Annotated in this window: 16 protein-coding genes, 2 tRNA genes and 1 pseudogene; 9 read left to right on the forward strand and 10 right to left on the reverse strand. The window is 41.2% G+C overall.

The window, feature by feature from the left end; translation table 11 throughout:
• Positions 1-25: 25 nt before the first annotated feature.
• The 4 genes from E3K36_01400 to E3K36_01415 all read right to left on the reverse strand — a co-directional run bounded on the left by E3K36_01400 (position 26) and on the right by E3K36_01415 (position 7,348).
• Positions 26-1,192 carry a methionine adenosyltransferase gene (locus E3K36_01400; GenBank protein ID MCF6153914.1) on the reverse strand — a complete coding sequence of 389 codons (1,167 nt, stop codon included), beginning with the start codon at positions 1,190-1,192 and terminating at the stop codon, positions 26-28.
• Positions 1,189-2,505: a 3-deoxy-D-manno-octulosonic acid transferase gene (locus E3K36_01405; protein ID MCF6153915.1), complete on the reverse strand. Its 1,317-nt coding sequence runs from the start codon at positions 2,503-2,505 to the stop codon at positions 1,189-1,191. Before E3K36_01405 ends, E3K36_01400 begins: the two co-directional genes overlap by 4 nt.
• A gap of 69 nt (positions 2,506-2,574) precedes the next feature.
• Entirely contained in the window at positions 2,575-5,190 is a 2,616-nt protein-coding gene (gene secA, locus E3K36_01410) for a preprotein translocase subunit SecA (GenBank protein MCF6153916.1), read from the reverse strand.
• A 394-nt stretch (positions 5,191-5,584) separates the two neighbouring features.
• Positions 5,585-7,348 (reverse strand): formate--tetrahydrofolate ligase, encoded by a 1,764-nt coding sequence (locus E3K36_01415; GenBank protein ID MCF6153917.1) that lies wholly within the window; start codon positions 7,346-7,348, stop codon positions 5,585-5,587.
• Positions 7,349-8,020: 672 nt separating this feature from the next.
• On the opposite strand from E3K36_01415, the gene E3K36_01420 reads away from it, so the two are divergent.
• Both E3K36_01420 and E3K36_01425 read left to right on the forward strand, forming a co-directional pair.
• A complete protein-coding gene (locus E3K36_01420; protein MCF6153918.1) occupies positions 8,021-9,244 on the forward strand; it encodes a porin in 1,224 nt (407 codons plus the stop codon).
• Between the two features lie 182 nt (positions 9,245-9,426).
• The gene (locus E3K36_01425) at positions 9,427-11,595 is read left to right on the forward strand and encodes a tetratricopeptide repeat protein (protein ID MCF6153919.1); all 2,169 of its coding nucleotides are present in this window, start codon (positions 9,427-9,429) and stop codon (positions 11,593-11,595) included.
• On the opposite strand, the pseudogene E3K36_01430 reads toward E3K36_01425, so the two are convergent.
• A pseudogene (locus E3K36_01430) lies at positions 11,581-12,039 on the reverse strand (TIGR00725 family protein). The gene E3K36_01425 and the pseudogene E3K36_01430 sit on opposite strands and share 15 nt — an antisense overlap.
• 224 nt (positions 12,040-12,263) lie before the next feature.
• Positions 12,264-12,337 (reverse strand) — tRNA-Met (locus E3K36_01435).
• Between the two features lie 353 nt (positions 12,338-12,690).
• On the opposite strand from E3K36_01435, the gene E3K36_01440 reads away from it, so the two are divergent.
• The 3 genes from E3K36_01440 (at position 12,691) to E3K36_01450 (ending at position 16,298) form a co-directional block, all read left to right on the forward strand.
• Positions 12,691-13,998 (forward strand): tetratricopeptide repeat protein, encoded by a 1,308-nt coding sequence (locus E3K36_01440; protein MCF6153920.1) that lies wholly within the window; start codon positions 12,691-12,693, stop codon positions 13,996-13,998.
• A 139-nt stretch (positions 13,999-14,137) separates the two neighbouring features.
• Positions 14,138-14,995 (forward strand): sulfurtransferase, encoded by an 858-nt coding sequence (locus tag E3K36_01445; protein ID MCF6153921.1) that lies wholly within the window; start codon positions 14,138-14,140, stop codon positions 14,993-14,995.
• A gap of 850 nt (positions 14,996-15,845) precedes the next feature.
• Entirely contained in the window at positions 15,846-16,298 is a 453-nt protein-coding gene (locus E3K36_01450) for a 4Fe-4S dicluster domain-containing protein (protein MCF6153922.1), read from the forward strand.
• 138 nt (positions 16,299-16,436) lie between these two features.
• Here the strand turns inward: E3K36_01450 and E3K36_01455 are convergent, their stop codons facing one another.
• Positions 16,437-18,938, reverse strand: coding sequence for a leucine--tRNA ligase (locus E3K36_01455; GenBank protein MCF6153923.1), 2,502 nt, complete (start codon positions 18,936-18,938; stop codon positions 16,437-16,439).
• A 217-nt stretch (positions 18,939-19,155) separates the two neighbouring features.
• On the opposite strand from E3K36_01455, the gene E3K36_01460 reads away from it, so the two are divergent.
• Both E3K36_01460 and E3K36_01465 read left to right on the forward strand, forming a co-directional pair.
• Positions 19,156-19,231: transfer RNA gene (locus tag E3K36_01460), tRNA-Ala, on the forward strand.
• A gap of 316 nt (positions 19,232-19,547) precedes the next feature.
• On the forward strand, positions 19,548-19,790 hold the full coding sequence (locus tag E3K36_01465) for a YgiT-type zinc finger protein (protein MCF6153924.1): 243 nt from the start codon (positions 19,548-19,550) through the stop codon (positions 19,788-19,790).
• Positions 19,791-20,230: 440 nt separating this feature from the next.
• On the opposite strand, the gene E3K36_01470 is transcribed toward E3K36_01465, so the two are convergent.
• The 3 genes from E3K36_01470 to E3K36_01480 all read right to left on the reverse strand — a co-directional run bounded on the left by E3K36_01470 (position 20,231) and on the right by E3K36_01480 (position 23,151).
• Positions 20,231-21,019: a hypothetical protein gene (locus E3K36_01470; GenBank protein MCF6153925.1), complete on the reverse strand. Its 789-nt coding sequence runs from the start codon at positions 21,017-21,019 to the stop codon at positions 20,231-20,233.
• 112 nt (positions 21,020-21,131) lie between these two features.
• A complete protein-coding gene (locus E3K36_01475; GenBank protein MCF6153926.1) occupies positions 21,132-22,541 on the reverse strand; it encodes a hypothetical protein in 1,410 nt (469 codons plus the stop codon).
• Between the two features lie 142 nt (positions 22,542-22,683).
• Positions 22,684-23,151 carry a hypothetical protein gene (locus E3K36_01480; GenBank protein MCF6153927.1) on the reverse strand — a complete coding sequence of 156 codons (468 nt, stop codon included), beginning with the start codon at positions 23,149-23,151 and terminating at the stop codon, positions 22,684-22,686.
• A gap of 750 nt (positions 23,152-23,901) precedes the next feature.
• Here E3K36_01480 and E3K36_01485 point away from each other — a divergent pair.
• The gene (locus tag E3K36_01485) at positions 23,902-24,129 is read left to right on the forward strand and encodes an AbrB/MazE/SpoVT family DNA-binding domain-containing protein (protein ID MCF6153928.1); all 228 of its coding nucleotides are present in this window, start codon (positions 23,902-23,904) and stop codon (positions 24,127-24,129) included.
• On the forward strand, positions 24,126-24,593 hold the full coding sequence (locus tag E3K36_01490) for a PIN domain-containing protein (GenBank protein ID MCF6153929.1): 468 nt from the start codon (positions 24,126-24,128) through the stop codon (positions 24,591-24,593). The genes E3K36_01485 and E3K36_01490 overlap by 4 nt, the downstream gene beginning before the upstream one ends.
• Positions 24,594-24,649: the final 56 nt, after the last annotated feature.

A 24,649-nucleotide genomic window follows, 5' to 3' on the forward strand; every position in this document is an offset into this window, starting at 1 on the left:
TGTGCCCCATACAGTTGGTGATTTTTTAAACAACGGCAGCTTTTCGCAAGGCATCCACCATGTCTGTCTTTTCCCATGTAAACGTGTCCTCTGGGCGACCAAAATGACCGTGACGGGCCGTGATCTTATAAATCGGTCTTCTGAGTTTTAACCGATCGATAATACCCTTTGGGGTCATATCAAAAACATTTTCGCAAATTTGGGTAAGCTTTTCATCGGAGATCTTGCCTGTACCTTCGGTAGCGATGTGGATGGCAAGGGGCTTTGCCACCCCAATAGCATAAGCTACTTGTGCTTCGCATCGGTCTGCCAGGCCGGAAGCTACTACATTTTTTGCGACATGTCTGGCAGCATAGCAAGCACTTCGATCAACCTTCGTTGGATCTTTTCCTGAAAAAGCACCCCCACCGTGACGTCCCCACCCGCCATACGTATCAACGATAATCTTTCGCCCTGTTAAGCCGCAGTCCCCCTGGGGGCCACCGATCACGAAACGTCCTGTTGGATTAATATGGTAAATCGTTTTACCATCCAAGAGGTTTGCTGGTATTACCTGTTTCGCAATCTTTTCAATCATATCATCTTTTATGGTCTCGTATTTTACATCCGGTGCATGTTGGGTAGAAATAACTACGGTATGTACCCTGACAGGGGTATGATCCTGATATTCAACAGTAACCTGAGATTTTGCATCGGGACGGAGATATTTCAATGTCCCGTTTTGCCGTAATTCGGCAAGTTTTATAATAATTCTGTGTGCCAGCATGATAGGAAGCGGCATGAGTTCCGGGGTATCATTGCAGGCATAGCCAAACATCATACCTTGATCACCTGCTCCGTGCTCTTTATAGAGACCTTCGCCACTCACACCTTGTGAGATATCCGGTGATTGTTTGCCAATACTGGTAAGAACCGCACAGGTATTATAATCGAATCCCATTGAAGCATCATTGTAACCAATTTCTTTTATGGTATTTCTTACAATATCAGGAATATTTACATTGGCTTTTGTAGTAAATTCTCCCGCTACAAAAGCAACACCTGTCGTCACCAATGTTTCACATGCTACCCGGCTCATCGGGTCTTGCTCAAGCATTGCATCCAGCACTGCATCGGATATCTGGTCAGCGACTTTATCCGGATGTCCCATGGACACTGATTCTGAGGTAAATACATGCCTTCCTTTCTTCATACTGATACTGTCCTCTCCTTCAATAAAATTTTCTTTAATACTTTTAAATTACGATCGGTAGCACCTCTTTGTTTCATTACAACCGATTGTGCCCTCTTGCCCATTTCATGGGCTTCATCTGGATGCTCCAATAAATACGTCATTTTGTTCAGTAGTGTCGGTTCATCCCGAACAACCTTTATGGCATCGGCTTCTCTTAATAACTGAACCTCTTCGCGAAAATTAAACGTATGCGGGCCAACAATAATTGGCTTGGCCAGTCCCGCAGGTTCCATCATGTTTTGTCCACCAAGCGGCACAAGACTTTTCCCGACAAAAACACAATCGGCAATGCTATATGTCGCAAGTAATTCCCCGACGGTATCAACAAGAATAACTGTTTCATATTTAAATTCGCCTATTTTATTTCCCTTATCGAGTGAGGTCTTCCTTATCCATCTGAGCCCCATGGATTCGATAAGCTTAACTATACTGTTGGCTCTTTCGATATGCCGTGGAACCAAAACCAGCCTTAGCTTTTCAGTTTTTGTGCAAAGGTGTTTAAAGATTTTTAAAATAACGTTCTCTTCCCCCTCGTGAGTACTGCCACAGACAATCACCTTATCGTCTTTGTCAATTTCAAAAAGATATATTAACCGTTTTTTTGTGTCTTCCGGGACGTTAGTTACCATATTATCAAATTTCATATTACCAGTAACAAGGATTTGTGTCTCGGATATGCCTAAATCCGTAAGACGAGTTGCATCGGCTACGGTTCTTGCGCAAAAGGCATTATCGCTCGTGGCTAAACTTTCAAAGAATTCCTTTGAAAGTTTCCTGATCAAACGATACCATTTTAGCGATTTTTCTGATATTCTGGCATTCAGTAAGACGACTGGAATATGCCTTTTTGCAGCTGCTATTAAAAAATTAGGCCATATCTCCAATTCGATCAATATCACGCAACTCGGTTGTATGGTACTCAGTACCTTCTCAGCTACCCAACTCAAATCGAGAGGGAAATAAAAAGTCTTCTTGCCATGAAAGCATTGTTTCGCAACAGACAATCCCGTGTTGGTATTGGTAGTGATAACGATATCTAAATAATTAAACTCTTTTTCGATAGATTTTACAAGTGTTTTTGCTGTTAAAACCTCTCCAACAGAGGCGCAATGAATCCATACACATGGCTTTTTTCTTTCCCTCGTCTCAATCCAGCCCAAACGTTGTGACAAACCAGAACGATATCGTCTGCTGGTGATGAATTTTAAAAAAAAATAAGGTGAGCCAAAAGTAAGCGCTGTTATATAAACAGCATCAAAGAGTGTCGACATGCGGGATGGGGTTGATTTTCAGGTTATTTATGTGTCTTTGCTCGTAGTATTCAAAGGTGAAAACTAAAATTAACTTACCCTGCCACAACACTGCTTGAACTTTTTGCCACTACCGCATGGGCAAGGTTGATTTCTGCCTACTTTAATTCCGACTTTGATAGGTTCCATCTTCCGCTCAACCTGTTCTTCTGTGTTCGCATTTGCACCCTGAATGGCAGCGGCAACGGGCGATTCCTGAATCGTTTCCAATCCCGAGACTTCCTGGTGAACATAGTGGTCTGGGTGCCATATATCTTTTTTCTCTGCCTCTCTGCCTAATTGCAATTTGAATATAAGGTCTGTTACCTCGTCTCGAATCGACAGATTCATGCTTTCAAACATAGCCAATGCTTCTCTTTTGTATTCTATTCTTGGATCCACCTGTGCATAACCGCGAAGGCCAATGCCCGACCTCAGATGATCCATGGCATAGAGGTGGTCTTTCCATTTTGTGTCGATTTTTTCCAGCAGGAGTATCTGTGCAATTTTTTCCATTTCCTCTTTTCCGATGGTGTTTTCCTTTGCTTCGTATGCCTCTTCTGCTTTCTTTATCAAAAACGCTTCCACATTCTGGCGCGTCTTTTCCTCAACCTCGTTGAGATCAATAAGCAATCCGAATTTTTGCTTGAACCAGTCTGCAATATCAAAGGGTTCTTCCTCATCTCTTCCACTCTTTGTGTCGAAAGCAAAAGCTGTTACCTCCTTAATGCCATCCTCTATCATTTGGAAAATATAATCGCGGATATTCTTGCCTTCAAGTACATCCTGCCGCAGAGAATAAATCGTTTTTCTCTGCTGGTCCATGACTTCGTCATATTCGAGCAGGTGTTTCCGTATTTCAAAATTGTGTTCCTCAACCTTTTTCTGTGCCCTCTCAATGGATTTCGAGACCATCGAGTGCTCAATTGCCATACCTTCTTCCATCCCAAAGGTCTTCAGGAGTGAACTAACGCGCTCAGAGGCAAAAATACGCATTAAATCATCTTGAAGCGATACATAGAAGCGGGATGAACCGGGGTCCCCCTGACGACCGGCTCGTCCACGAAGCTGGTTGTCAATACGCCGGGCCTCATGCCTTTCGGTGCCTATGATATGAAGACCTCCGAGATCTGCAACACCCTCACCTAAAACAATGTCCGTACCCCTTCCGGCCATATTTGTTGCGATTGTGACATTCCCGCGTTGTCCGGCTTTTGCAACGATATTGGCCTCCCTTTCATGTTGCTTGGCATTCAACACCTCATGTTCAATGCCTTCTCTCATGAGTTTCTCGCTCAGCAATTCTGATTTTTCAATAGAGACTGTTCCAACCAGTGTTGGCCTGCCTGATTTATGTACCTCTGCTATCTCTTTAATGATGGCATCAAACTTTTCCTTTTCGGTCCGATAAACCCGGTCTGGAAAATTTGTACGACGCATAGGTTTGTTTGTGGGAATCGCAACAACTTCCAGTTTATAGATCTTGTCGAATTCTGCGGCCTCTGTCATTGCCGTCCCTGTCATCCCGGCAAGTTTTTTATACAATCGAAAAAAATTCTGAAGGGTAATAGTCGCCAGTGTCTGGTTTTCTTCCTTGATGCGTTGATGCTCCTTTGCCTGTACGGCCTGATGCAGTCCATCGCTCCATACACGACCTTCCATTAAGCGCCCGGTAAATTCATCCACAATAATTACCTCACCACCTTTGACGATATAATCCCGATCGTTTTTGAACAGGTAATGGGCACGGAGCGCCTGCTCTATGTAGTGAGGCCATTCCATGTTCCGGTCGGTGTAAATACTGTCAACATTCAGGAGTTTCTCTACTTCTTCAATACCCTCCTCGGTAAGATGCGCCATACGCTCTTTCTCTTTTATTTCAAAGTGTTTCCCGGCTTTTAAACGTCTGGCAACTTTATCTGCTAGATAATATTTTTCTGTAGACTCTTCTGCTGGGCCAGAGATAATTAAGGGGGTGCGTGCCTCATCGACTAATATGCTATCAACTTCATCGACAATGGCATAATTCAGACCGCGGCTAATCTGTACCTGTTCTTCCGTCCTGACCCTCATATTGTCGCGGAGATAATCAAAACCAAATTCGTTGTTCGTTCCGTAGGTAATATCGCATAAATAAGCGGCTTTCTTTTCTTCGTATGGCTGATTTGACTGAATGGCACCAGTTTTTAGCCCTAAAAATTCGTATAAGGGGCTCATCCAATCCCGGTCGCGTTTTGCCAGATAATCATTGACGGTAACAATGTGGACACCTTTCCCTGACAGTGCATTCAAGTATGCAGGCAGGGTCGCAACCAGGGTCTTGCCTTCACCAGTCGCCATTTCAGCGATCTTTCCCTGATGTAAAACAATGCCACCAATGAGCTGGACATCAAAGTGCCGCATGGTGCGATTGGGGCTGTCGGGATTGGGGGCAACAAGGACCCGCCTGCTTGCTTCCCGTACAGTAGCAAACGCCTCAGGCAGGAGATCATCCATGGTCTCTCCCCTGGATAATCTTTCTTTAAACTCATCCGTTTTCTGTCGGAGTTCTGCATCCGTTAATGACATCATCTTGGGCTCGAGAGAATTGATATGTTCTATAATAGGTTTTATCTTATTCAGTATTCTCTCGTTTGATGTTCCGAATATTTTAGTTAGAAAGCTCATAGTTCATTATGCCTTTTGCATTTTTTTATATAATTTACAGAAAACAAAGTGATGTTTTTGATTGTATACTTTGTGATGAATTAAAAATGAAATCAGGGTTTTTTACGTAGCTTCTGCAAAAAATTCAAAGCTGAAAATCCGCAATATTCGACTATTTTAAGCAAATATAGATATATATGTCAAGGTAATGTTTAGGAACAAAATGAAAAAGAAGGCTGTTGATTCCTTTTGTGTTCAGCAGCCTTCTTTGAACGGTAGCTTCTGTTTGCAGATTAAAAAATGGCTTAATCCAAATTAAAAATGTTACCGTTGGATTGTCTAACTCTTTCCAAGAAATCCGAAATATTTTGGTACCGGAGAAGGTGTTCCTTGTTTTGTCACAGCACGTAAGGAATTAGAAAAGCCCCTTTACTTTTCCCGTGTTTACGTCAACATCCACACGTCGGAATGCAGGGTCAGAACTCGTTCCCGGCATGAGTTTAATATCTCCTGCCATTGGTACTACAAAACCAGCACCTTTAAAGGTCAATATATCCCGAATACGTAATCTCCAGCCCTTCGGTGCGCCTTTTATTTGTGGATTATCAGTGACGGAAAGATGGGTTTTCACCATGCAAGTTCCCATTTGAGAAATATCAGGGTCATTGTCCAATGCCTTGATTTTTGTTAAGGCCTCCGGGGTAAAATCAACTCCATCCGCACCATAAGCTTCCTTTGCAATCAGTTCAATACGCGTCTTTAAAGGTGTACTTAAGTCATAAAGGAATTTAAAGTTCGTGGGGTGGTTACATGCATCAATTACCGCGTCAGCAAGTTCTAAAGCACCCTCACCACCTTTTAGCCAGTGCTGAGATACTGCAACACGGGCCCCTGCCGCATCTGCTATTTTTCGGATTACTTTAATTTCGGCGTCTGTATCCGTATGGAAGTGATTAATACAAACCACAGGGTTAATTCCGGCTTTCCTTACCGTTTCTATGTGATGGACAAGATTTTCCGTTCCCTTTTCTACCCACGCGACATTTTCTTCTTTATAGCACGAATCCAGAGGACGTCCGGGTACGGGAATAGGAGCACCACCATGGCATTTCATTGCACGTACAGTGGTAACAATTACCGCTGCATTTGGGCGATGTCCTGAGTAACGGCACTTTAAGTTCCAGAATTTTTCAAATCCGATATCCGCACCAAATCCAGATTCGGTCACATGGTAATCACCTAATTTCAAGCCAATCCTATCGGCAATAATCGAGGACTGCCCGATGGCAATATTGGCAAAAGGCCCCGCATGAACGAACACCGGTTGTCCTTCAATGGTTTGCATGAGGTTTGGGTTAATGGCACCCACCATCCATGCAGTCATAGCGCCAGCCACTTCAAGATCGCTCGTCGTTATTGGTTTACCTTTTTTGTCGTAAGCAACAACCATCTTTCCTATCCGTTCTCTCATGTCTTTTAAATCTGTAGCTACTGAAAGAATTGCCATAAGTTCAGAAGATACTGCTATGGCAAAACCAGACTCCATCATAAAGCCATCCATTCTACCACCAATACCGATGATGATTTTTCTCAATACCTGGGCACAAAAGTCGATAATCCACTTCAGTTCGATTCTATCTGGGTCGATATCAAGACGTTTTAAATTACTTTTTGCAAGCCTTTCGTCATCATAATTGAATTCATGTTGTATTCTGGATGTAAGAGCGACCATAGCCAGGTTGTGGGCATTTATAATGGCATTAATATCCCCTGTCAAGCCAAGGGAAAAAGGAGTCAAAGGGATGCATTGGGAAAGACCACCACCAGCGGCAGACCCCTTGATGTTCATCGTTGGCCCCCCTGATGGCTGACGAATGGCCCCGATAACCTTTTTATTTCTTTTTCCTAAACCCTGTACCAGTCCCATGGTAGTGGTGGATTTCCCCTCACCCAAAGGAGTTGGGGTTATGGCGGTTACATCAATGAATTTCCCGTCGGATTTTTTCTCAACCCGTTTTAAAACCTTATTAAAATCAACCTTTGCTACGTAATGTCCATGGGGGAGTAGCTCTTCTTTCTCAAGGCCTAATTCTTCAGCCAATTGATACACCGTCTTCATTCGAGTTTCAGCATCTTCTGCTATTTCCCAATCTGCATGCTTGGTGGGATCCAACGCCATACTGTTCCTCCTTAAATAGGTTATTTTAAAATGGAATCCAAACGCACTATAAATTGATGACTGTCATTTGGTCTTGAACAGGTAAAGGATAGGGAGTCTGTTCTAAGAAATTTGAATTTGTCGATTATACTGATAAAAGTTTTAACGTCAAGAAAAATGATTGGTTATTTGTCAAGTTTTTTTGATGTATTTTAGGATTTTTGTTGACAAGGATTTTTATAAATATACAATGCAGCATGTCGTAAAGCGTTTTTAGTAAAATCTACTGTCTCATATCGTCCACTTTGCTGTTAAATTCCTGACAGTGGAAGGGTATGTAAAGGTTGTTTTTTCCTCAGGATATATTTTGAAATACAGATTCCGTAATTCTCTGTTCAAGACTAATTTAAGGCCAATGGTGTTGTAAGTTCTTGTTGTTTTTGTGTTTGTTTTGCTGTATGTTTGGTGTAATCGTGGTTCAGTATTAATAAAATATTCATTTGTAGTGTATTTTTGTGGCTTAAGGCATGTTTTTTGCTGCGTTTACATGTGAGGAGGAGAAAGGGGGGCGGATTAGGGATTATATTAATTTATAGCCGATCTAGATGATTATTATTTTTCATACCATGGAAAATCAGAAGCATGTAAATTTAAACACTAGATCCTTAGATAAGGAAAGGGGGAAGTTCTAAAATGAAGAATGTAAATAGTTGGGGGTTGGTGGGTATATTGTGCAGTGCGCTGACAGGTTTCGCTGCGCCGGCTTTTGCGCAAGAAGCAGCGCCTTTACCTGTAGCCATGGCTCCATCCGAAGAGGGTAGGTTAGCCAGTTTTTTCAAAAGCGTAGAAATAAGTGGTTTTATTGATACGTATTATAGTTATAATTTCTCAAAACCGGATGACCAGCGGGGTTCTGCCGGTGGTTTTGCCCGCGACGGGGCACAGGGAGACTGGATAGATGTAAGGGCATTCGATAGGGAAAACAATTCCTTTACCCTGGACAATATTGAAATCTCCGTTTTCAAACCATCTACAGAAAAAGACCCCATCGGTTTTGGGTTTACCACAAATTATGGTGAAATTGCACAAAGGTTGACATTCATACCGAGCGATGGTCGGGTTGATGACGATGATTTTACCGTAAGCCAGGGTTTTGTGACGTACAAGGCTCCCGTTGGAAAGGGCATTGATTTTAAATTCGGTAAATTCGCCACCTGGATCGGTGCAGAACTCTGGGAAAGCGTGGACAATCCCAACTTCTCCCGTTCACTCCTGTATCAGAATGCGATCCCATTTACCAATACGGGTTTGGCCGTAAGCTATCCTGTATTGGATAGCTTAACCGTGACAGGTTATCTTGTGAATGGCTGGGATACCTTTGTTGACAATAATGACAGTAAGACTTTCGGGTATCAGTTCAACTGGAAAATAAGTGATAATACAAGCTTTATTGTTAATGGTAGCCACGGAGCAGAACAAGATGAAGACATTGCGGCAGACGCTGATGGAAATATAAGACATTTCTGGGATTTGATCCTGGCATTAAAACCTTTTGAAAAGACAGCCTTTAACCTTAACTTTGATTTTGGTACAGAAGAGGGCGCTGCAGGGGCGGCTAGCGGTTTCTTGCCAGGAGAAGGCAACGGTAAATGGTGGGGTTTCTCAGGTATTATTAATCAAGATATTACAGATTACTTTGGCGTAGCACTAAGAGGTGAATATTTTGATGACCACGACGGAGCCAGGATAGGCGTTTCTGCTCTTCATCTCTGGGAAGTTACCGTTACCGCCAACTTCAAGATCAGGGAGAATTTACTTGTCAGACCCGAGGTACGTTATGACGAAGGAAGCGAAGATATATTTAACGGTCATAACGATGAGCTTACAACAGCAATTGATCTTGCCTATTTATTCTAATAAGATTATTATTTAGGTCAAGAAGGGCATTCACGCTTATCGTGAATGCCAGGAATTACGAAATCCCCCTGTACCACCTTTTACAAAGGTAGGTATAGGGGGATTTGTATTTATAAAGGAATGCTTTTTATTACTTTATTCTGCGTTTGCAAAATCACCAAAAATTAAGTATTGTAAAAACAATGAAAAACGGCCCGATTTACAAGGAGAATCAGTTTTTTGTATTTACTCTCATCTTGATATCCGCATTTTGTTTTTTGCTTTATTTAAATGCAACGCACGGCCGATTTGTCTATGATGATTTTAAGATTATTGTAGAAAATTCTTTCATTAAGGAATGGAAGTATCTTCCCAAAATCTTTACCAAAGATTATTTTTCTATTTCTGGGGAGATGAGTTATCGCCCCCTTGTTACAATCTCATATTTTGTTGATTATGCCATCTGGCGCTTAAATCCTTCTGGATTTCACCTCACCAATGTCATTTTGCATACAGTAAATTCGGTACTTTTTTATCTTTTTCTCCGTACCGTTTTAGACAACAATAAGATTGTTTTACTTTCAGTTTTTTTCTTTCTTACACACCCGTTACTTGTGGAAACCGTAAATGCCGTTGGCTATCGTGAAGATCTCTTATCAGCAACCTTTCTCCTTGTCTCTCTTATTTGTTTTATAAAATCCGATACCCTTCTTTATCGGGAAAGTGGTAAAAAGAGTCGATTTCTAGTTTATTATGCAATTTCTCTTGTAGCATATCTGTGTGCCCTCTTTTCAAAAGAAATGGCCATAACCCTTCCTGCCCTGCTTATATTGTTTGCGGTATTCTCTGATCAAAAGCCATGGCCGGCCATTGCGAGAAGATTTAAAGGAATCTATATAGGGCATCTTGCTATCACCCTATTCTACTTTGTAATTCGGTTTATTGTATTCAGTAATCCTGCATTAAAAGCTGCCTATCAACCCGGTGGTTTCTGGGTCAATGCCTTTACCATGATTACGATACTGGCATCCTATATCAAACTATCATTCTTTCCGCTTAATCTGAATGCGGACTATGTGGTCTCCCTTGTGACGCATCCACTGGAAGTGTCCTCTGTTCTTTCCATAACCTTGCTGATATCAATTTTTATCATATTTGCGATATTATGTAAAACGAAGAACATATTTGCCTGCTGGATGGCATGGTTCTTTATTACACTATTACCGATTATGAACATCCTTCCGATAGGCAATATCATGGCCGAAAGGTATCTCTATATCTCGGTAATGGGATTTTGCGTAGTAAAAGGAATTCTCATTTATCGGATCACAGACCGCACCCTGTCTCCGCGCGCTATTCCATTGAGGCGAATAGTACAACTTGTCCTGGTTACCTTAATGATCGGAGGATATGGGATTTCTATTATCTGGAAGAATGGGAATTGGCGGGACGAACTTACGCTATGGACAAAAACCATCGTACGTTCCCCCAATAGCTATCGTGCTCATTGTAATTTAGGAAATGTATACATAGAAAGGGGGCTTATTGAAAGGGCACAAAAGGAATATCAAACTGCGTTAAGCATAAATCCGAAGGACGCCAATGTTCATAGCAATCTTGGAAACGTTTACAGTAAACAGGGGCTTAACGACAAAGCCTTCGGTGAATACTCTGAGGCCGTTCAATTAGACAGAAATTATGCACCACCCCATAACAATCTTGGCAATATCTATTTTAATCAGGGTTCTCTTGATAAGGCAAGGCTGGAGTACGAAGAGGCACTGAGGATAAAGCCTGACTACTCACTGGCCCATAACGGACTTGGCAATATTTATAACAGAATGGGAAACCTCGACAAGGCTATGGAAGAATTCAAAAAATCTCTTTATTACGACAGCAAGTACATTCCTGCACTGATTAATTTAGGTGTGAATTATGCCAAAAGAGGGCGGCTAAATGAAGCCGTTATTGAATTCAAAAAAGCTATTGAATTGGATGGTAATCAATCATTAGGCCATTACAATTTAGGTCTTGCCTATGAAAAATTGGGAAAACAAACTGAGGCTATTAATGAATACAATATCGTAATTCAGCTAGACCCCAACAATCTCAATGCTCACTACGCACTCGGCTGTTTATACCGCGGATTGGGCCTGGCAGATAATGCTATAGACATATTCCAGAAAATTCTTATACGTAAATCCAACATCCCAAATGTTTACAAAAACCTCGTTTTTTTATATCTCGATAGTAAGAATGATAGAGAAATGTCTCAATATTATCTGAAGGAATTATTAAGAATAGACCCATCACAGGCTCAAAAAGAGGATATCAAACAGGTTTTAGAACGTTTAAGACTAATGGGAAACTGATGCCTCAAAGGCCTTTTTCACTGCTTCTTCTGCATTAATAGCCTTTATGATGCCTTTTATATCCCATGTGCTTATCCCGATAACTGGCTTTCCCATTTTAAGAGCAAAAGCTATTTCTGAAAGGGTTCCGTATTCTCCGCCAACTGCGATTATGACATCCGCTGTGCGAACAATGATAACATTTCTCCCCTCTCCAAATCCTGTAGCAACCGGGATATCAATATATGGACTTGCTCCTTTTTTATGTTCCTGGGGCAGTATCCCTACGGTAATACCACCCTCATGCTTAGCACCTTTTGCAGCTGCTTCCATTACTCCTCCGAGTCCACCGCAAACTAAGATAGCATTTCTCCGGGCAGTTAATTACCCTATATCTTCTGCAATTTTCAGAATCGGTTCATCTGCATTTCCTGCACCTACAACACCTATGATTTTTTTATTCATTATTTAAAAATCCGAAATTATCGTAACGGTTTAGCTTTTTGAAAACATTCATGGTTGAAAAATACCTTTGTGGCAGTATATAGTGGCAATTCATGAATTGCCACTACAGTGTATGATAACCACATTATTGCCGGGATTTTTCAAAGAACAAAACTATTACAAATTATCTGATTCATGTGCTAGATAGCAGAGGCAGGTAATCGAAGAAATACTTGGAGAAAAAGTGGGCCCACAAGGATTCGAACCTTGGACACGCGGATTATGAGTCCGCTGCTCTGACCAGCTGAGCTATGGGCCCGTACAGATGATTTAGAATTATAACAAAATCTTGCCCCTTTTCAATTTCATTTTCAAATACCCCCCTTCCGACCTGACGGTATGACACTTAAATATATCAGGTTACGTCTCAACTCATCAGTTTTCGCTTGACCATATTAAACCCTTGTGTATATTGATTGTATTCACAAAAAAAATCACGCATATAGTTTGTAGTTTGTCTAAATAATAGTTAGGCCATCAAAATTATACGAGAATTGTCTTATAGATCAAACTTAGATTGGTATTAATGAACGACCCTCAGAAACCAAAATCATTTATGATGAAAGTGGCAGGCCTATATCAAAACTGCCAGATTCCACTGAAAATCTTAATTTGCCATCCGGTGTTCAAGCATTAATTGAAACACGCATCAATGATGCAGTTGACCGATTGCGTGAACACAATCAATTTGATTTAAAGAAACTAGCTCATGATTATGTCAAGAAATGGCGATACTGGGCGTTTATTGCAACAGCGTTTGCAATACTTGAACCAGTGGCTTCGTATTTGATTGCACCCCAGCTAATCAAGAAATGGGTTAAAGATCATGTCCAACAGCGAATGACTGAGCCAATGTTAAAAGAAGCCGCTGATGAGGCAATTCGCACAAAAATGGGCCAATATGTGGAAGAGAAAGTTAATCCTCTGAAATCGGAAGCTGATGATTTGTCCAAGCGCATTGAGGTATTAACCACTGAGATATCAGCAAAACAGAATCAAATTGAAAAAAATCAAACTTCGCTTCATGAACAATTGCATGTCCAGCAATTAGCAGTGGCTTCAAAAGCAGGCTCACGTAAGGATTACGAAGAACTTAAAGGAATAGCAGCAAGCGAATCCGAATTACAGATTTATGCTCGAGCAGCCCTTAAAGAGATCGAGTTATACTTTGATGCAGATAGGAACCAGCGAGCATACATAACTTTAGTAGAATCAATTTCTAGGCAAAACCCAGGTTTTTCAGTTGAAGAAGTAATTGATATATATCATAATTCAGGCTTACAAGAAGCTGCTGTTAACGTTTTGTATGACCTAAATAGGAAAATGGCTGTGCAGGAACTTTGTGATTCCTTAGATTCAGAGCAGGACTTACGCGTGATTGCAAGAATGACTCGAACACTAGAGAAATTAACAGGTGAGCGATTTCGTCCGCTCGACACAGACGCTGTAAAAGCTTGGTGGTCAATAAATCGGAGCCGATCTGAGTATAAATCACCTTATGGTGGATATCTAAAAGCTTTGACCCTTATTAGGCGTGGAAGTTTGACCGGCAATGACGTAAAACAAATTATTTCTCTCTTGGATGAGACCATTCAGGCAGATCCCGAAGCTCTTCATGCAAGATGTTTACGTGGTTTCTACCTTATGCTACTTGGAAATTATGATAAAGCGGAAGAAGAATTCAAAGAGGTTGAAAAACACAACAAGGACTATCGATGGTTGCTACTCTACGAAGCAATATTGTTAGTAGTACAAAATAAGATCGACCAAGCAATAGAATTGTTAAACAAAGCATTAGAACGGTCTCCATCTCTTGAAATTGTTGCTAAACAATTAATATTATCCAAAGAGTTGATAACCAATCCAAAGATAAAATGGCCGAGTGAAAAAACAAAGCAGCTGATGGCGATTGAAAAGTAATAAAGGTACAGTTGGATCAGGCTTGATTGATGATTTAGGCGAGACCGACAAACCGCCAGGCTATTTGAAAATTCAGTTTAAAAAACCATTAAAACTTCTCCGAAATTTTCTGAATAAAGGCGTTAAATGAGGTATCTTTATGTCTTACACAACCCTCATATCTTCTTTAGAACTGGTTAATCATATTGCTGATCCAAATTGGACGATTGTTGATTGTCGTTTTTCATTGGATGATACGGAACGTGGCCGGCGGGATTATCTTCAAGCCCATATCCCTGGCGCTGTCTACTCACACCTGAATGAAGACTTGTCCGGTAAGATCATTCCAGGCACAACAGGACGCCATCCGTTACCAAGACCTGAAACATTTGCCCAGACCCTGTCGAATTGGGGAATAGATGCAGGCGTTCAGGTGGTGGCTTATGACGATAAAGGTGGTGCAATGGCAGCAGCCAGACTCTGGTGGATGCTGCAATGGGTTGGCCATGATGCCGTTGCTGTCTTGGACGGTGGTTGGCAACACTGGGAAAGCAAAGCTTACCCAGTGACAAGCGGTGTTGAGACCCGAAAACCAAGAATCTTTATTCCCAGAGTTCGAAACGATTTGGTATTCAATTCTACAGATGTATTGAAGATACTGCATAATCCAAACTTTCGTTTAATTGATTCCCGAAGTGCCGACCGCTATCGTGGTGAAAACGAAACGATTGATCCGGTATCTGGTCATATTCCCGGTGCGCTATCCGCCCCTTTCGCTCATAATCTTGATTCGGAGGGTCTCTTCCTCTTCAAAGAGGATTTGAAAGCCCGCTTCCAGCACATCCTTGGTGATGTACCACCCGAACGTACGGTTTTTTACTGTGGTTCTGGTGTTACCGCATCACAGAACCTTCTTGCCTTGGCTCACGCAGGTTTAGGAAATGCTCGTTTGTATGCCGGTTCATGGAGCGAATGGATTACCAACCCTGATCATCCAATCGCAAAGGGCTCAGGTTAAAAATTTCAGAATGGAAGAGATACCCGTGAAACTTGATAGACACGCGCTTATTGGTTGTAAATGTTGTGTCCGACGCGACCTAATGTAATGTCAAGAATTTCAAACTATTAGTTTCTCCCCCTTTGATAGGGATAGCTAGGTGTGGGCGAAAGGAAAAGGCAGATTACCCTCCTCTACCTCTTCCCATCAGGGAGGGGTATTTATAACTTTTGTAGTTGCCGAAGGTCTAATTTGCCGTTCTGAGAATTTCCATATGAAAGGTGGCATGGACAAACTTGTTTGTCCGTGCCTAATCAAGTGCTTTCTGGAATTTTATTTATTAACAATATTTTATTGAATTTTGTCCTTAAACCATTCTTGGGTATTTACAGTCAGGTCTTTAATCTTGTTCTAATTTCACGTGTTATAGTTTACCCTGTAAAAACCTCTTTTTTTAGAAAAATTTTTTACTTCCCCTTCATCCCCTCCTTGCGAAGGAGGGGAAAGAGGGGTGGTTAATTTGGTTGCAGCTGTGCTACGTTATGATATAAACCCCATGAGTAACCAGGCGTCGATTTTTAAAGGTTTACCTGTGCCGCTCATGAAACTTTTATCCTTATTAAATTGTTATTGTATATACTTATACCGAAGCATTTAAATGTTGATTCAGAAATATATATAAAAGCTTTTTGCACTCAAAAAATTGTAAACGTGAATTAATCCACTTAATCGGGAAAAAGAACGTCGCCAATTCAATTTGAAACACTCTGCCTTTTTAGTTGCGACTTGCCATAGTATAGTGTAAAATTCGGTAAGTCTTGAAAAGTTGTTATACAAATGAAAATTTTATGCAATAAAGGAGTTTTCGTTCATGCTTAAGAAGAAATTTATAAAAGAGAACTGTGTAACCTGCAAGCAATGCATGATAGAGTGTGCAGTGAGACACTCGACCTCAAGGGACCTGTATGAAGCTTTTACAGAAACCCCCAAATCCCAATACCGGTTACAAGTATCCATAAGGAAAGACAAACCACATATGACGGTATGCCAGAATTGTACAAAACCCAAGTGTATGGCTGCTTGTGAGTACGGGGCAATCACAAAATATGAAGATGGGAATGTGATCATCGATACAAAAAAATGTGTCGGGTGCTGGGCATGTGTAACCGAATGTCCTTTCGGTGCCATTACGAAAGATACCGAACTCAACTTTGCCTTCAATTGTGATGATTGCAAGGGGTTTGATACTATGGCTTGCGTTGAGGCATGTAAGACCGGGGCACTGGTATATACCGAGAAGCACGCTCGATATCAGCCAGTATAACTACGGCTATCCAAAAAGGTTTCATTTTTATATAAAAAACCGGGGCGAACAACAGTTCGCCCCGGTTTTTTATGTAAATCCGTTTTAAAACTTTCCAAGAAACTCTCATTTGCAAGAATAAACGCTGTCAAGTCTCGGCTATTTTACCACGACATTCACCAACTTCCTGGGCACTACGACAATATTCATAACTTTCTTACCGTTCAAAAACCCGGCAATGCGTTCATCGCTCAATACACGCCTTTTCAATTCATCATCACTGATATCAATAGGCACAGAGAGACGGCTTCTAACCTTGCTATTGATCTGAATTACGATTTCTGCCACTTCTGCCTGAATAGCATTTTTATCATACGTAGGCCATCTCTGGTGAAAGATGCTTGGTTTATTTCCCATTATTTCCCACAATTCCTCGCAGATATGCGGAGTGAAAGGAGCCATTAACAGGAGGATGGTTTCCATGGTGTGGCGGAAGATATTAAAATTAAGCTCTTCCGTCGCACTGCAGGGCATGGCAATGTTACATGCATCTACATTGTTTAACAACTCCATTACAGATGCAATGGCCGTATTGAAATGCCAGGAGGTTTCCATATCATCGGTGACCTTCTTAATCGTTTGATTCGTCTGGCGATAAAGGGTCTTTGCCTCAGGCGGAAGTCTGCCGATATCGATATCCGTACGTTGCACCTTTGTATATTCGTCTTCATAATCAGTAATCTTCTGCCACAGGCGGCTCAGGAATCGGTAGGCACCCAGTACCCCACGGTCATTCCATTCGGCGTCTTTCTGCGGTGGGCCAATGAAAAGGATATAGAGACGCTGGGTATCGGCTCCGTATTTGTCAATGAGGATATCAGGACTTACCACATTACCCCTGGACTTGGACATCTTGGCCCCATCCTTGATAATCATACCCTGGGTAAAAAGGTGCCGAAAGGGTTCCTTAAAGTTAATGTATCCAAGGTCGTAAAGTACTTTGGTAATAAAACGTGAGTAGAGCAGATGCAGAATAGCATGTTCTACCCCGCCAATATACTGATCCACCGGTAACCATTTGTTGACCTTCTCTGTAACAAAAGGTTGACTATTGTCCTTTGGTGAGAGATACCTCAGGAAATACCAGCTCGAATCCACAAACGTATCCATCGTATCGATCTCGCGCCGGGCCATTCCAGAACACTTTGGGCAAATCGTGTTAATAAAGGAATCCACTTCTGCCAGAGGACTCATACCGTGCGGCTTGAATTCGACCTTTTCCGGGAGTACCACAGGGAGTTGAGATTCAGGTACCGGTAACGTACCACATTTTTCACAATAGATAATGGGAATGGGTGCACCCCAATAACGCTGTCGGGAAATGAGCCAATCCCTTAACCGATAGGTCACGGTCTTTGTACCAAGACCTTTGGATTCGAGATATATGGCAATTTTTTTTATCGCCTCTGTATTCGGCATCCCATCGAAATTTCCCGAATTTACTTGTATGCCATTATCGACGTATGCCTCTTTCATCGTGTCGGCATGCAGTGCATTATCTTCAGGCTGAATAACAATTTTGATGGGGAGCTTATATTTTTTTGCAAAGAGGAAATCCCGCTGGTCATGCGCAGGTACACCCATAACGGCCCCCGTACCATACTCCATGAGGACATAATTAGCTACCCAAACAGGAACTTTATCATTATTGGCAGGATTAACAACGTACTTACCGGTAAATATCCCTTCCTTCTCAGTCCCTTCGGCGGTTCGTTCCACCATCCCCTGGTTGCGTGCCTTATCTACAAAGTCCATCACTTCCTTTTTCTGAGAAGTACCAAAAATCAACTCCTGAATGATGGGATGTTCCGGAGCCAAAGAAACAAAGGTCACTCCATAGAGCGTATCAGGACGTGTAGTAAAGCATGGTAAAGTCTTGCCTGAACCTTCTAACGGAAAATCGACCCTAACTCCCTCACTGCGACCGATCCAGTTTGCCTGCATGGTCTTGACCCGTTCAGGCCATCCTTCTAACAAAAAAATGTCATCCAGCAATTTTTGTGCATATTGACTGATCCGGAAGAACCACTGCTCAAGGTCCCGTTGCCGTACCGGAGTATCGCAGCGTTCACAACAACCGTCAACAACCTGTTCATTCGCCAGCACCGTGGCACAGGAAGGGCACCAATTCACTGCAGCCTTCTTTTTATAAGCCAGGTTATTTTCGTAAAGTTTCAGGAATATCCACTGTGTCCATTTATAATAATCAGGATTACAGGAAGTAATCTCCCTGTCCCAATCGTACCCAACACCCCACCGGTGAAGTTGCAGCTTCATGGCCTTAATATTGTTTCTTGTCCAGACGGCTGGATGAACACCCCCCTTAAGGGCCGCATTCTCGGCAGGAAGCCCAAAGGCGTCCCAACCAATGGTTGAAAGCACATTGTAACCCTTCATAATCTTATACCGTGCGACGACATCGCCGATGATATAGTTTCTGCCATGACCTACATGCAGAGTGCCGGATGGATACGGGAACATGACCAGACAGTAGAATTTTTCTTTGCTATCGCTCTCGTCGGTCTGGAATAATCTGCAACCTTCCCAGAAACCCTGCCATTTCCTTTCGATATCTGTAAAATTGTAATCTCTCTTTGCCATCCAAATTTCCTTCAATACTTGGTTACAATAAAAATTCTTTTGAACCTTCAGAAGAATTTGAATTTTATCAAAATTCCATTCTGAATCAATCTAAATTCAGACCGAAAAGCCTTGACAATAATTATGTATCATGTTATTTTTAACACGTAGAAATCTCAAATGACCGCAAGGAAAATAGAAAAAAATTCTGTGTTCCTGTGGTTAAGGACATTCAGGTGGGGCTGTGGCGCAGTTGGGAGCGCGTTTGAATGGCATTCAAAAGGTCAGGGGTTCGAATCCCCTCAGCTCCACCAATAAAATAGCATTTACTCGGTTCATTATTCATACTAAAATCCCGCCAATAGGAAAAAGTGCTTAGGGAAAGAGACCATTGCAAATCTCAAAGTTTTTGAGAACTGTGATGGTTTTTCATTTATTAGAAACATGGGTCTGAATATATCAATCTGAAAGAAAGAAGTAGAAGATAATCCTATTGTTGGGAGAGTGGTTTTTAGTTTTAGAAAATGGGTGTTTGGGCATATAATGAAATGAATATGTGGGCCGTGTTTATTACTGTTTATCTCCAAATCCTAATCTATGGATTAATTGGCGAGAAAGGAGAAGGTAATCATGATGCCTTTTGAAAAATGCCCCGTTTGTGGGAGTAAAATGATCGAAAAAGAGGTAGAAAAGCTTTTACGTGGGGGCAATAATACCGCTGTTTTAAGAATACATGCAGAAGTCTGTCTTCGTTGCGGTGAACGCCTTTACTCCCAGGAAACTGTCAGAAAATTTGAAGAAATCAGAACTAAACTCGAACATCAAGACACAGCAGATTTTCAACCATTAGGAAAGTCATTTCAAGTAGTATAATATTTCACCTATTTCGCCCAATTCATTTCCTTCCCTCTTAGCTCCACAAAAACGTTCCGCTAAGAGCGAAGGTTTAACGCTTATTTCTTCGGCTAACCTTATTGCCTGTCCTGTCACAGCATTCTTTCATCTTCTACAAAACAGAAGATCAAAGAATGCTGTGATTTATAAATTATCGGTCAATCCTTTGTAATATTTAATCATCCCTATTTCACAAGTATATTGCTTTTAATTGAAATAGGTTTATATTTTTTCAGATTTGATAATTAGGAGAGGATGATTCTATATGCAGGGATGTCTATTATAGGAAACAGTGTTATTTTATCAATAACGCAAGTATGAATTAGAAGGTTTTGAGATTAGTATATATTCCCGATACGCTAAGCATCAGCGGTTTGGTTGGATGCACAGCAGACAACCAAATCCGCTGGATGCGATTGTTAGGCGGTGATTAGTTTATGACCATAATTTCTAAATCGAGCTTGCCAACCTTTATTTATGTATCCTTTACTCTCAGACCGAATTTTTTTCACAATGGCATCACAATCGGAGAAGTCAATTACGCTGAAGTTGTTCTCTTGTGTGATAGGTACTTGATATTTATCTGACGAAAATTCTTTTAAAAGCAGATCATCTGTCATTAAAGCCACCGAAGAATCAATTGCAGAAGCTAAAATTAATATGTCATTGACACTGTTTCTGAAGTTTGCCTTGAGATTATATTTCTCAATAAATTCCTGAAATAATGTTAGAGCAACTGCCACTGATTGTTTGGTTAAAGGAACACACTGAACATCATTATCTAAAAGGAAGTCATATCGTTTTCTAATCTTTTTCCTTTTTGTCTTTGGTAGAAACTGTATTGCCTCATCAAATAACCCCAATACCTTTTTATTTATCAGCATGGAAATAGCCAAGCTCCCATATTCAACAATGGTTGGAAACTGGTACCCAAAATAGAGAATGATCTGATCCGTGCTACGCTTTGAAAATGGATGACCTATTCTGAGTTTATGGTTAGAGTAATCTTGCTCTTCAGAAAAGCCAAACATTTTTCCCATTCGGTATCTTGACAGAAGTGGAACATAATAGCTTGCTTGTACAAGGTTCTCTCCTTGAACTAAAAGAAATTCGTTTGCTGAAATTGAAGAAATAGAATTCTTTGTTTTTGGCAGATCACTTTTGCCTTTTAGAGCATAAGAGATTATTTGCGTATCAAGAATTCTCATTTTATTGCCTCAGCTTCGAAATAGCGTAGACCACCTAACATCTGGCTCACCTGGCGCCGGCTTTTTCGGCAATCAGATGCAGCCGATGGTTATACGCTCATCCTATTGTTACTTAGAAGCATGGAAGTTGGTCGAATCTGAATTTACATTTCGTGTTCGGCCGTAAGTTAGCTTCGTCAATCGCCGTTATGCCTCTGTTTATCATATCAATGACCTCATCTTCCTTGTAAAAGTAGAAACAGATGAGTCCCAGAAAGTACGGTAATCCCATAACGGAAAACCTTTTGTTCTTCAATGTGTATTCTATATTGAACGTTCTTTCGTCTTCAAAGGTGACAGTGAAACCCGCTGCCTCCATTTTGGATATGAAATGTGCCGGGTTATAGATTGTGAAGACTGCAAGCTCTTGAAATATCAGCTTCTTGATGGTATCGGTTTTCAAAGGCCACCAAAACACAGGCAAAGTTCCCAGTTGAAATCTCGTGGCTCCGTTTCGACGATATATTAAGCTACATATATCTATGCAGTTGTGTAGCGAGTCAGGTAGGACTATTTTCAACGTATGCCGGCTAAGGTCATCAAGTTTCTTTGTAAAATCAATTTGTTTATCAGGTAATAGGACCGAGCGGAGGTTTCGTTTCCTGTGTCTATAAACTACGCACAACAACCCTGGCCCAAACTGCGCGTAGGAAAAACGACCAACTCGGGCTCCTCTCAACATCTTCTCAAATTCAAGAACGTACGTTTCCACCCTCATGCTCATTTGAGACCCTTCTTTCGTAACGTGCGACGATGATATGGCTTTTACGGTCCGATCTATCTGACGATCTAACCTTGCTTTCATTGCAGGCGAAAAATCACTCACGGAGGTATTTGTCGATGATGGTATCTTGATTACTGATTCAGCGGGAAGAAGTTCCTTGTTTCCTATAACCAATAATGTGATTAATAGTTCGCCGGGCTTCTTTGGGGTGGTTTTCAACTCGCCGATGCCTACAACCCTGAAGCTTTTTACGTCAATTAGACTGACGTCACCTAGCCGCAATATGCTGGTTGCGCCGTGATAGAGGACTATAAAGTTGCCTATCCGCGGCACTCCCCTAACAAACTCCTTTTCTCCGAGACCTCCAAATCCCGGTGGCATATGACTTGTTTCAATATGCTTCAGGTGTTGTTCTAATAAGTTCAGATCATTCCTGTAAAGTAGCCACGCGAAGGAATCGCCCATTGTTCTTCCGATTGCACCGGCTTGAACAATTGCTTCTTGACGAGAAGCTAAGAGCTTCTGTCGTTTAGAAAACCAAGAAGGTGACAATTCTTGCTTTTTCGAAATCAGACGCTTGCGTTCCTGTGAAATCACCCTATAGCTGTTCGACAAATCGAAAAGGGCATCACAGAGCATGGGTTGGAATAGTTGAAGAGATTTATTTGGCTTGGTTTTCAAAGTGCCAAGAATTTCCCAGCATTTCTGGAATTTCTCGTCGGTTCTATGCAGTAGGCTGTTAAAATCGGTTTTCGTCATTTCCAAGTATCCAAAAGCAGCAAAATCAATTCCTCGTGTCGCGCAATGTCTTGTTTCGGTCGTATAACTAACCGCATAACCGGCTGGCAATGGAGTGCAGCGGAATTACCAATCCGAGTTGATGCGGTTGTTAGCCATTAATTCATTGCGTTTCAACTTGAACCTTTATTTTTTGCAGTATCTCCTGCAATTGCGCTCCAGCTTTTCCAGTTGTCATATCATTTACATCCTCTCGCCCAAAGGCATTTTGCATTCTAACGACAGCCTGCGCCATGACCCTTGTCGAATCATTCAGTGCCGCCATATTTATCCTGGCATTCCATTCTGGATTGGAAGAGTATGAATTCCCAAGCATTGCCTTATACATAACGCCGCCAAACCCTTCCACTGGTTTTGAGAACACGACACTGTAGTCACTTTCAGAAACCAATGAAAAACCCGCATTCATAAACTCGTTAATAATCACCGACTTTATTTTTCCCCTATCTGTAGTAGTGATATTCACCTCTGGCTTTCCTGATGGTGTTGCTAAATGCTGTGTTGTTGCACACCCAACGAGAATTAAACCAATCAGAATAGCACCGAAGACAACAGAACTTACTCTCTTCATTTGCGCACCTCCTCTTTCATGGCTAACAATGATTATACAATCTGTATAAAACGGCAATCACAGACCATCTCGCTATATAATATAAGAAGTAGCCATGCCTTCTTGTCACGCGTTGTAACTACTTTCACATCCAGCTATTTCTGCATTTTCTCCCATTGCCCATTCCGGATTATACAGACTGTATAATCCGGCTTACAACCCATCGCCGGACTTCGGACACCGTGACCTCCTTTGCTCAAGACATAGGTGTAGATCATCGTCGTGCGAACGTCTTTGGCGAAGACAAACAGAGATCATCATTTACCGTTTTACAATGTCAAGATTCTTTAAATGGAGAGATGATAAGAAACTGCTTTTACTTTAAAAGGGATGATAATACAAAAAATGAAGAAGAATACAAGCCTTTTTTCGGTTTTTCTTGGGAAAGAACGTGGGTGAATCGTTACAGGTTATCCGGGAACATGAATGCAATAAAAGGCAATATCACAATGGGGTGATTGGATTGATTGAAAAACCAGAAACACAGGAGACATTAGAAGTCCTTGTGATATTTCCTGAAAAAAAGAACAGAACCAAAAATTGGTGAGCTCTTTAAAAAATTACGTTCTTATTTTGAAGCCGTGGAAATCTTATTGGAAATTCATTGAAATTATGTTAAAGATAATATTGTAATTCAACAAAGTCACGAAAGAATTACGAGATTGATGTACTATTGTTATTAACGAGTAGTGGAGCTCGATAGGAGGCTTTATGTTGACGGTAAAAATTACTTCTAAAGGTCAAGTAACTATTCCCAAAGAAATCAGGGACAAACTTGGTATTCGGCCAGGAGAAGACTTAGCCTTTGAAGAAAAAAATGGTACATTCTATATTAAAAAATCTGTAAAGAAATCCCCTTTTGATAAGTGGGTAGGCAGGCTGAAAAAATATAGAGGGCAAAAAACCGATGAAATAATTAAGGATTTGAGAGGAACGTGATAACTGCAGTAGATACCAATATATTCCTTGATATACTTATCCCTGATGAGAATTATTGTTTCAAATCAAAAAAGTTGCTTGATGAGCATATCGAAAGAGGGCAACTGATCATAAGCGAGATCGTATATGCCGAACTTGCCTCCCTGTTTTTATCGGAAAAGGAATTGAGAACTTTTCTTTCTGATACTGGAACAGAACTTGTTTATTCTGGTGAAAAGGCATTGTATATTGCAGGTAACCGATGGGACGAGTATGCAAAAGATAAGAAGCGCTCGTTACAATGTCCTCGATGTGGAAAAGGAATAACCCTTACTTGTCAGAACTGCCATTCTTCTATTACATTTAGGCAACGAATCCTCAGTGATTTTATTATCGGTGCTCATGCCCTTGTACATGCTGATTTTCTTCTTTCAAGGGATCGCGGATTTTATAAGACATATTTTAAAGATTTAAAAATCGGTTGAACTTATACAAATTTAAAGTCCTATGTTACGATTTAACCATAATACAATAAATCTAT

The sequence above is a fragment of the Candidatus Brocadia sp. genome (assembly GCA_021646415.1).
Classification (GTDB): Bacteria; Planctomycetota; Brocadiia; order Brocadiales; family Brocadiaceae; genus Brocadia.

What these genes read in the sequence shown, in the direction of transcription:
- E3K36_01400 (MCF6153914.1), bottom strand. Translation starts at nt 1,192, where the DNA reads ATGAAGAAAGGAAGGCATGTATTTACCTCAGAATCAGTGTCCATGGGA.
- E3K36_01405 (MCF6153915.1), bottom strand. Translation starts at nt 2,505, where the DNA reads ATGTCGACACTCTTTGATGCTGTTTATATAACAGCGCTTACTTTTGGC.
- secA (MCF6153916.1), bottom strand. Translation starts at nt 5,190, where the DNA reads ATGAGCTTTCTAACTAAAATATTCGGAACATCAAACGAGAGAATACTG.
- E3K36_01415 (MCF6153917.1), bottom strand. Translation starts at nt 7,348, where the DNA reads ATGGCGTTGGATCCCACCAAGCATGCAGATTGGGAAATAGCAGAAGAT.
- E3K36_01420 (MCF6153918.1), top strand. Translation starts at nt 8,021, where the DNA reads ATGAAGAATGTAAATAGTTGGGGGTTGGTGGGTATATTGTGCAGTGCG.
- E3K36_01425 (MCF6153919.1), top strand. Translation starts at nt 9,427, where the DNA reads ATGAAAAACGGCCCGATTTACAAGGAGAATCAGTTTTTTGTATTTACT.
- E3K36_01445 (MCF6153921.1), top strand. Translation starts at nt 14,138, where the DNA reads ATGTCTTACACAACCCTCATATCTTCTTTAGAACTGGTTAATCATATT.
- E3K36_01450 (MCF6153922.1), top strand. Translation starts at nt 15,846, where the DNA reads ATGCTTAAGAAGAAATTTATAAAAGAGAACTGTGTAACCTGCAAGCAA.
- E3K36_01455 (MCF6153923.1), bottom strand. Translation starts at nt 18,938, where the DNA reads ATGGCAAAGAGAGATTACAATTTTACAGATATCGAAAGGAAATGGCAG.
- E3K36_01465 (MCF6153924.1), top strand. Translation starts at nt 19,548, where the DNA reads ATGATGCCTTTTGAAAAATGCCCCGTTTGTGGGAGTAAAATGATCGAA.
- E3K36_01470 (MCF6153925.1), bottom strand. Translation starts at nt 21,019, where the DNA reads ATGAGAATTCTTGATACGCAAATAATCTCTTATGCTCTAAAAGGCAAA.
- E3K36_01475 (MCF6153926.1), bottom strand. Translation starts at nt 22,541, where the DNA reads ATGACGAAAACCGATTTTAACAGCCTACTGCATAGAACCGACGAGAAA.
- E3K36_01480 (MCF6153927.1), bottom strand. Translation starts at nt 23,151, where the DNA reads ATGAAGAGAGTAAGTTCTGTTGTCTTCGGTGCTATTCTGATTGGTTTA.
- E3K36_01485 (MCF6153928.1), top strand. Translation starts at nt 23,902, where the DNA reads ATGTTGACGGTAAAAATTACTTCTAAAGGTCAAGTAACTATTCCCAAA.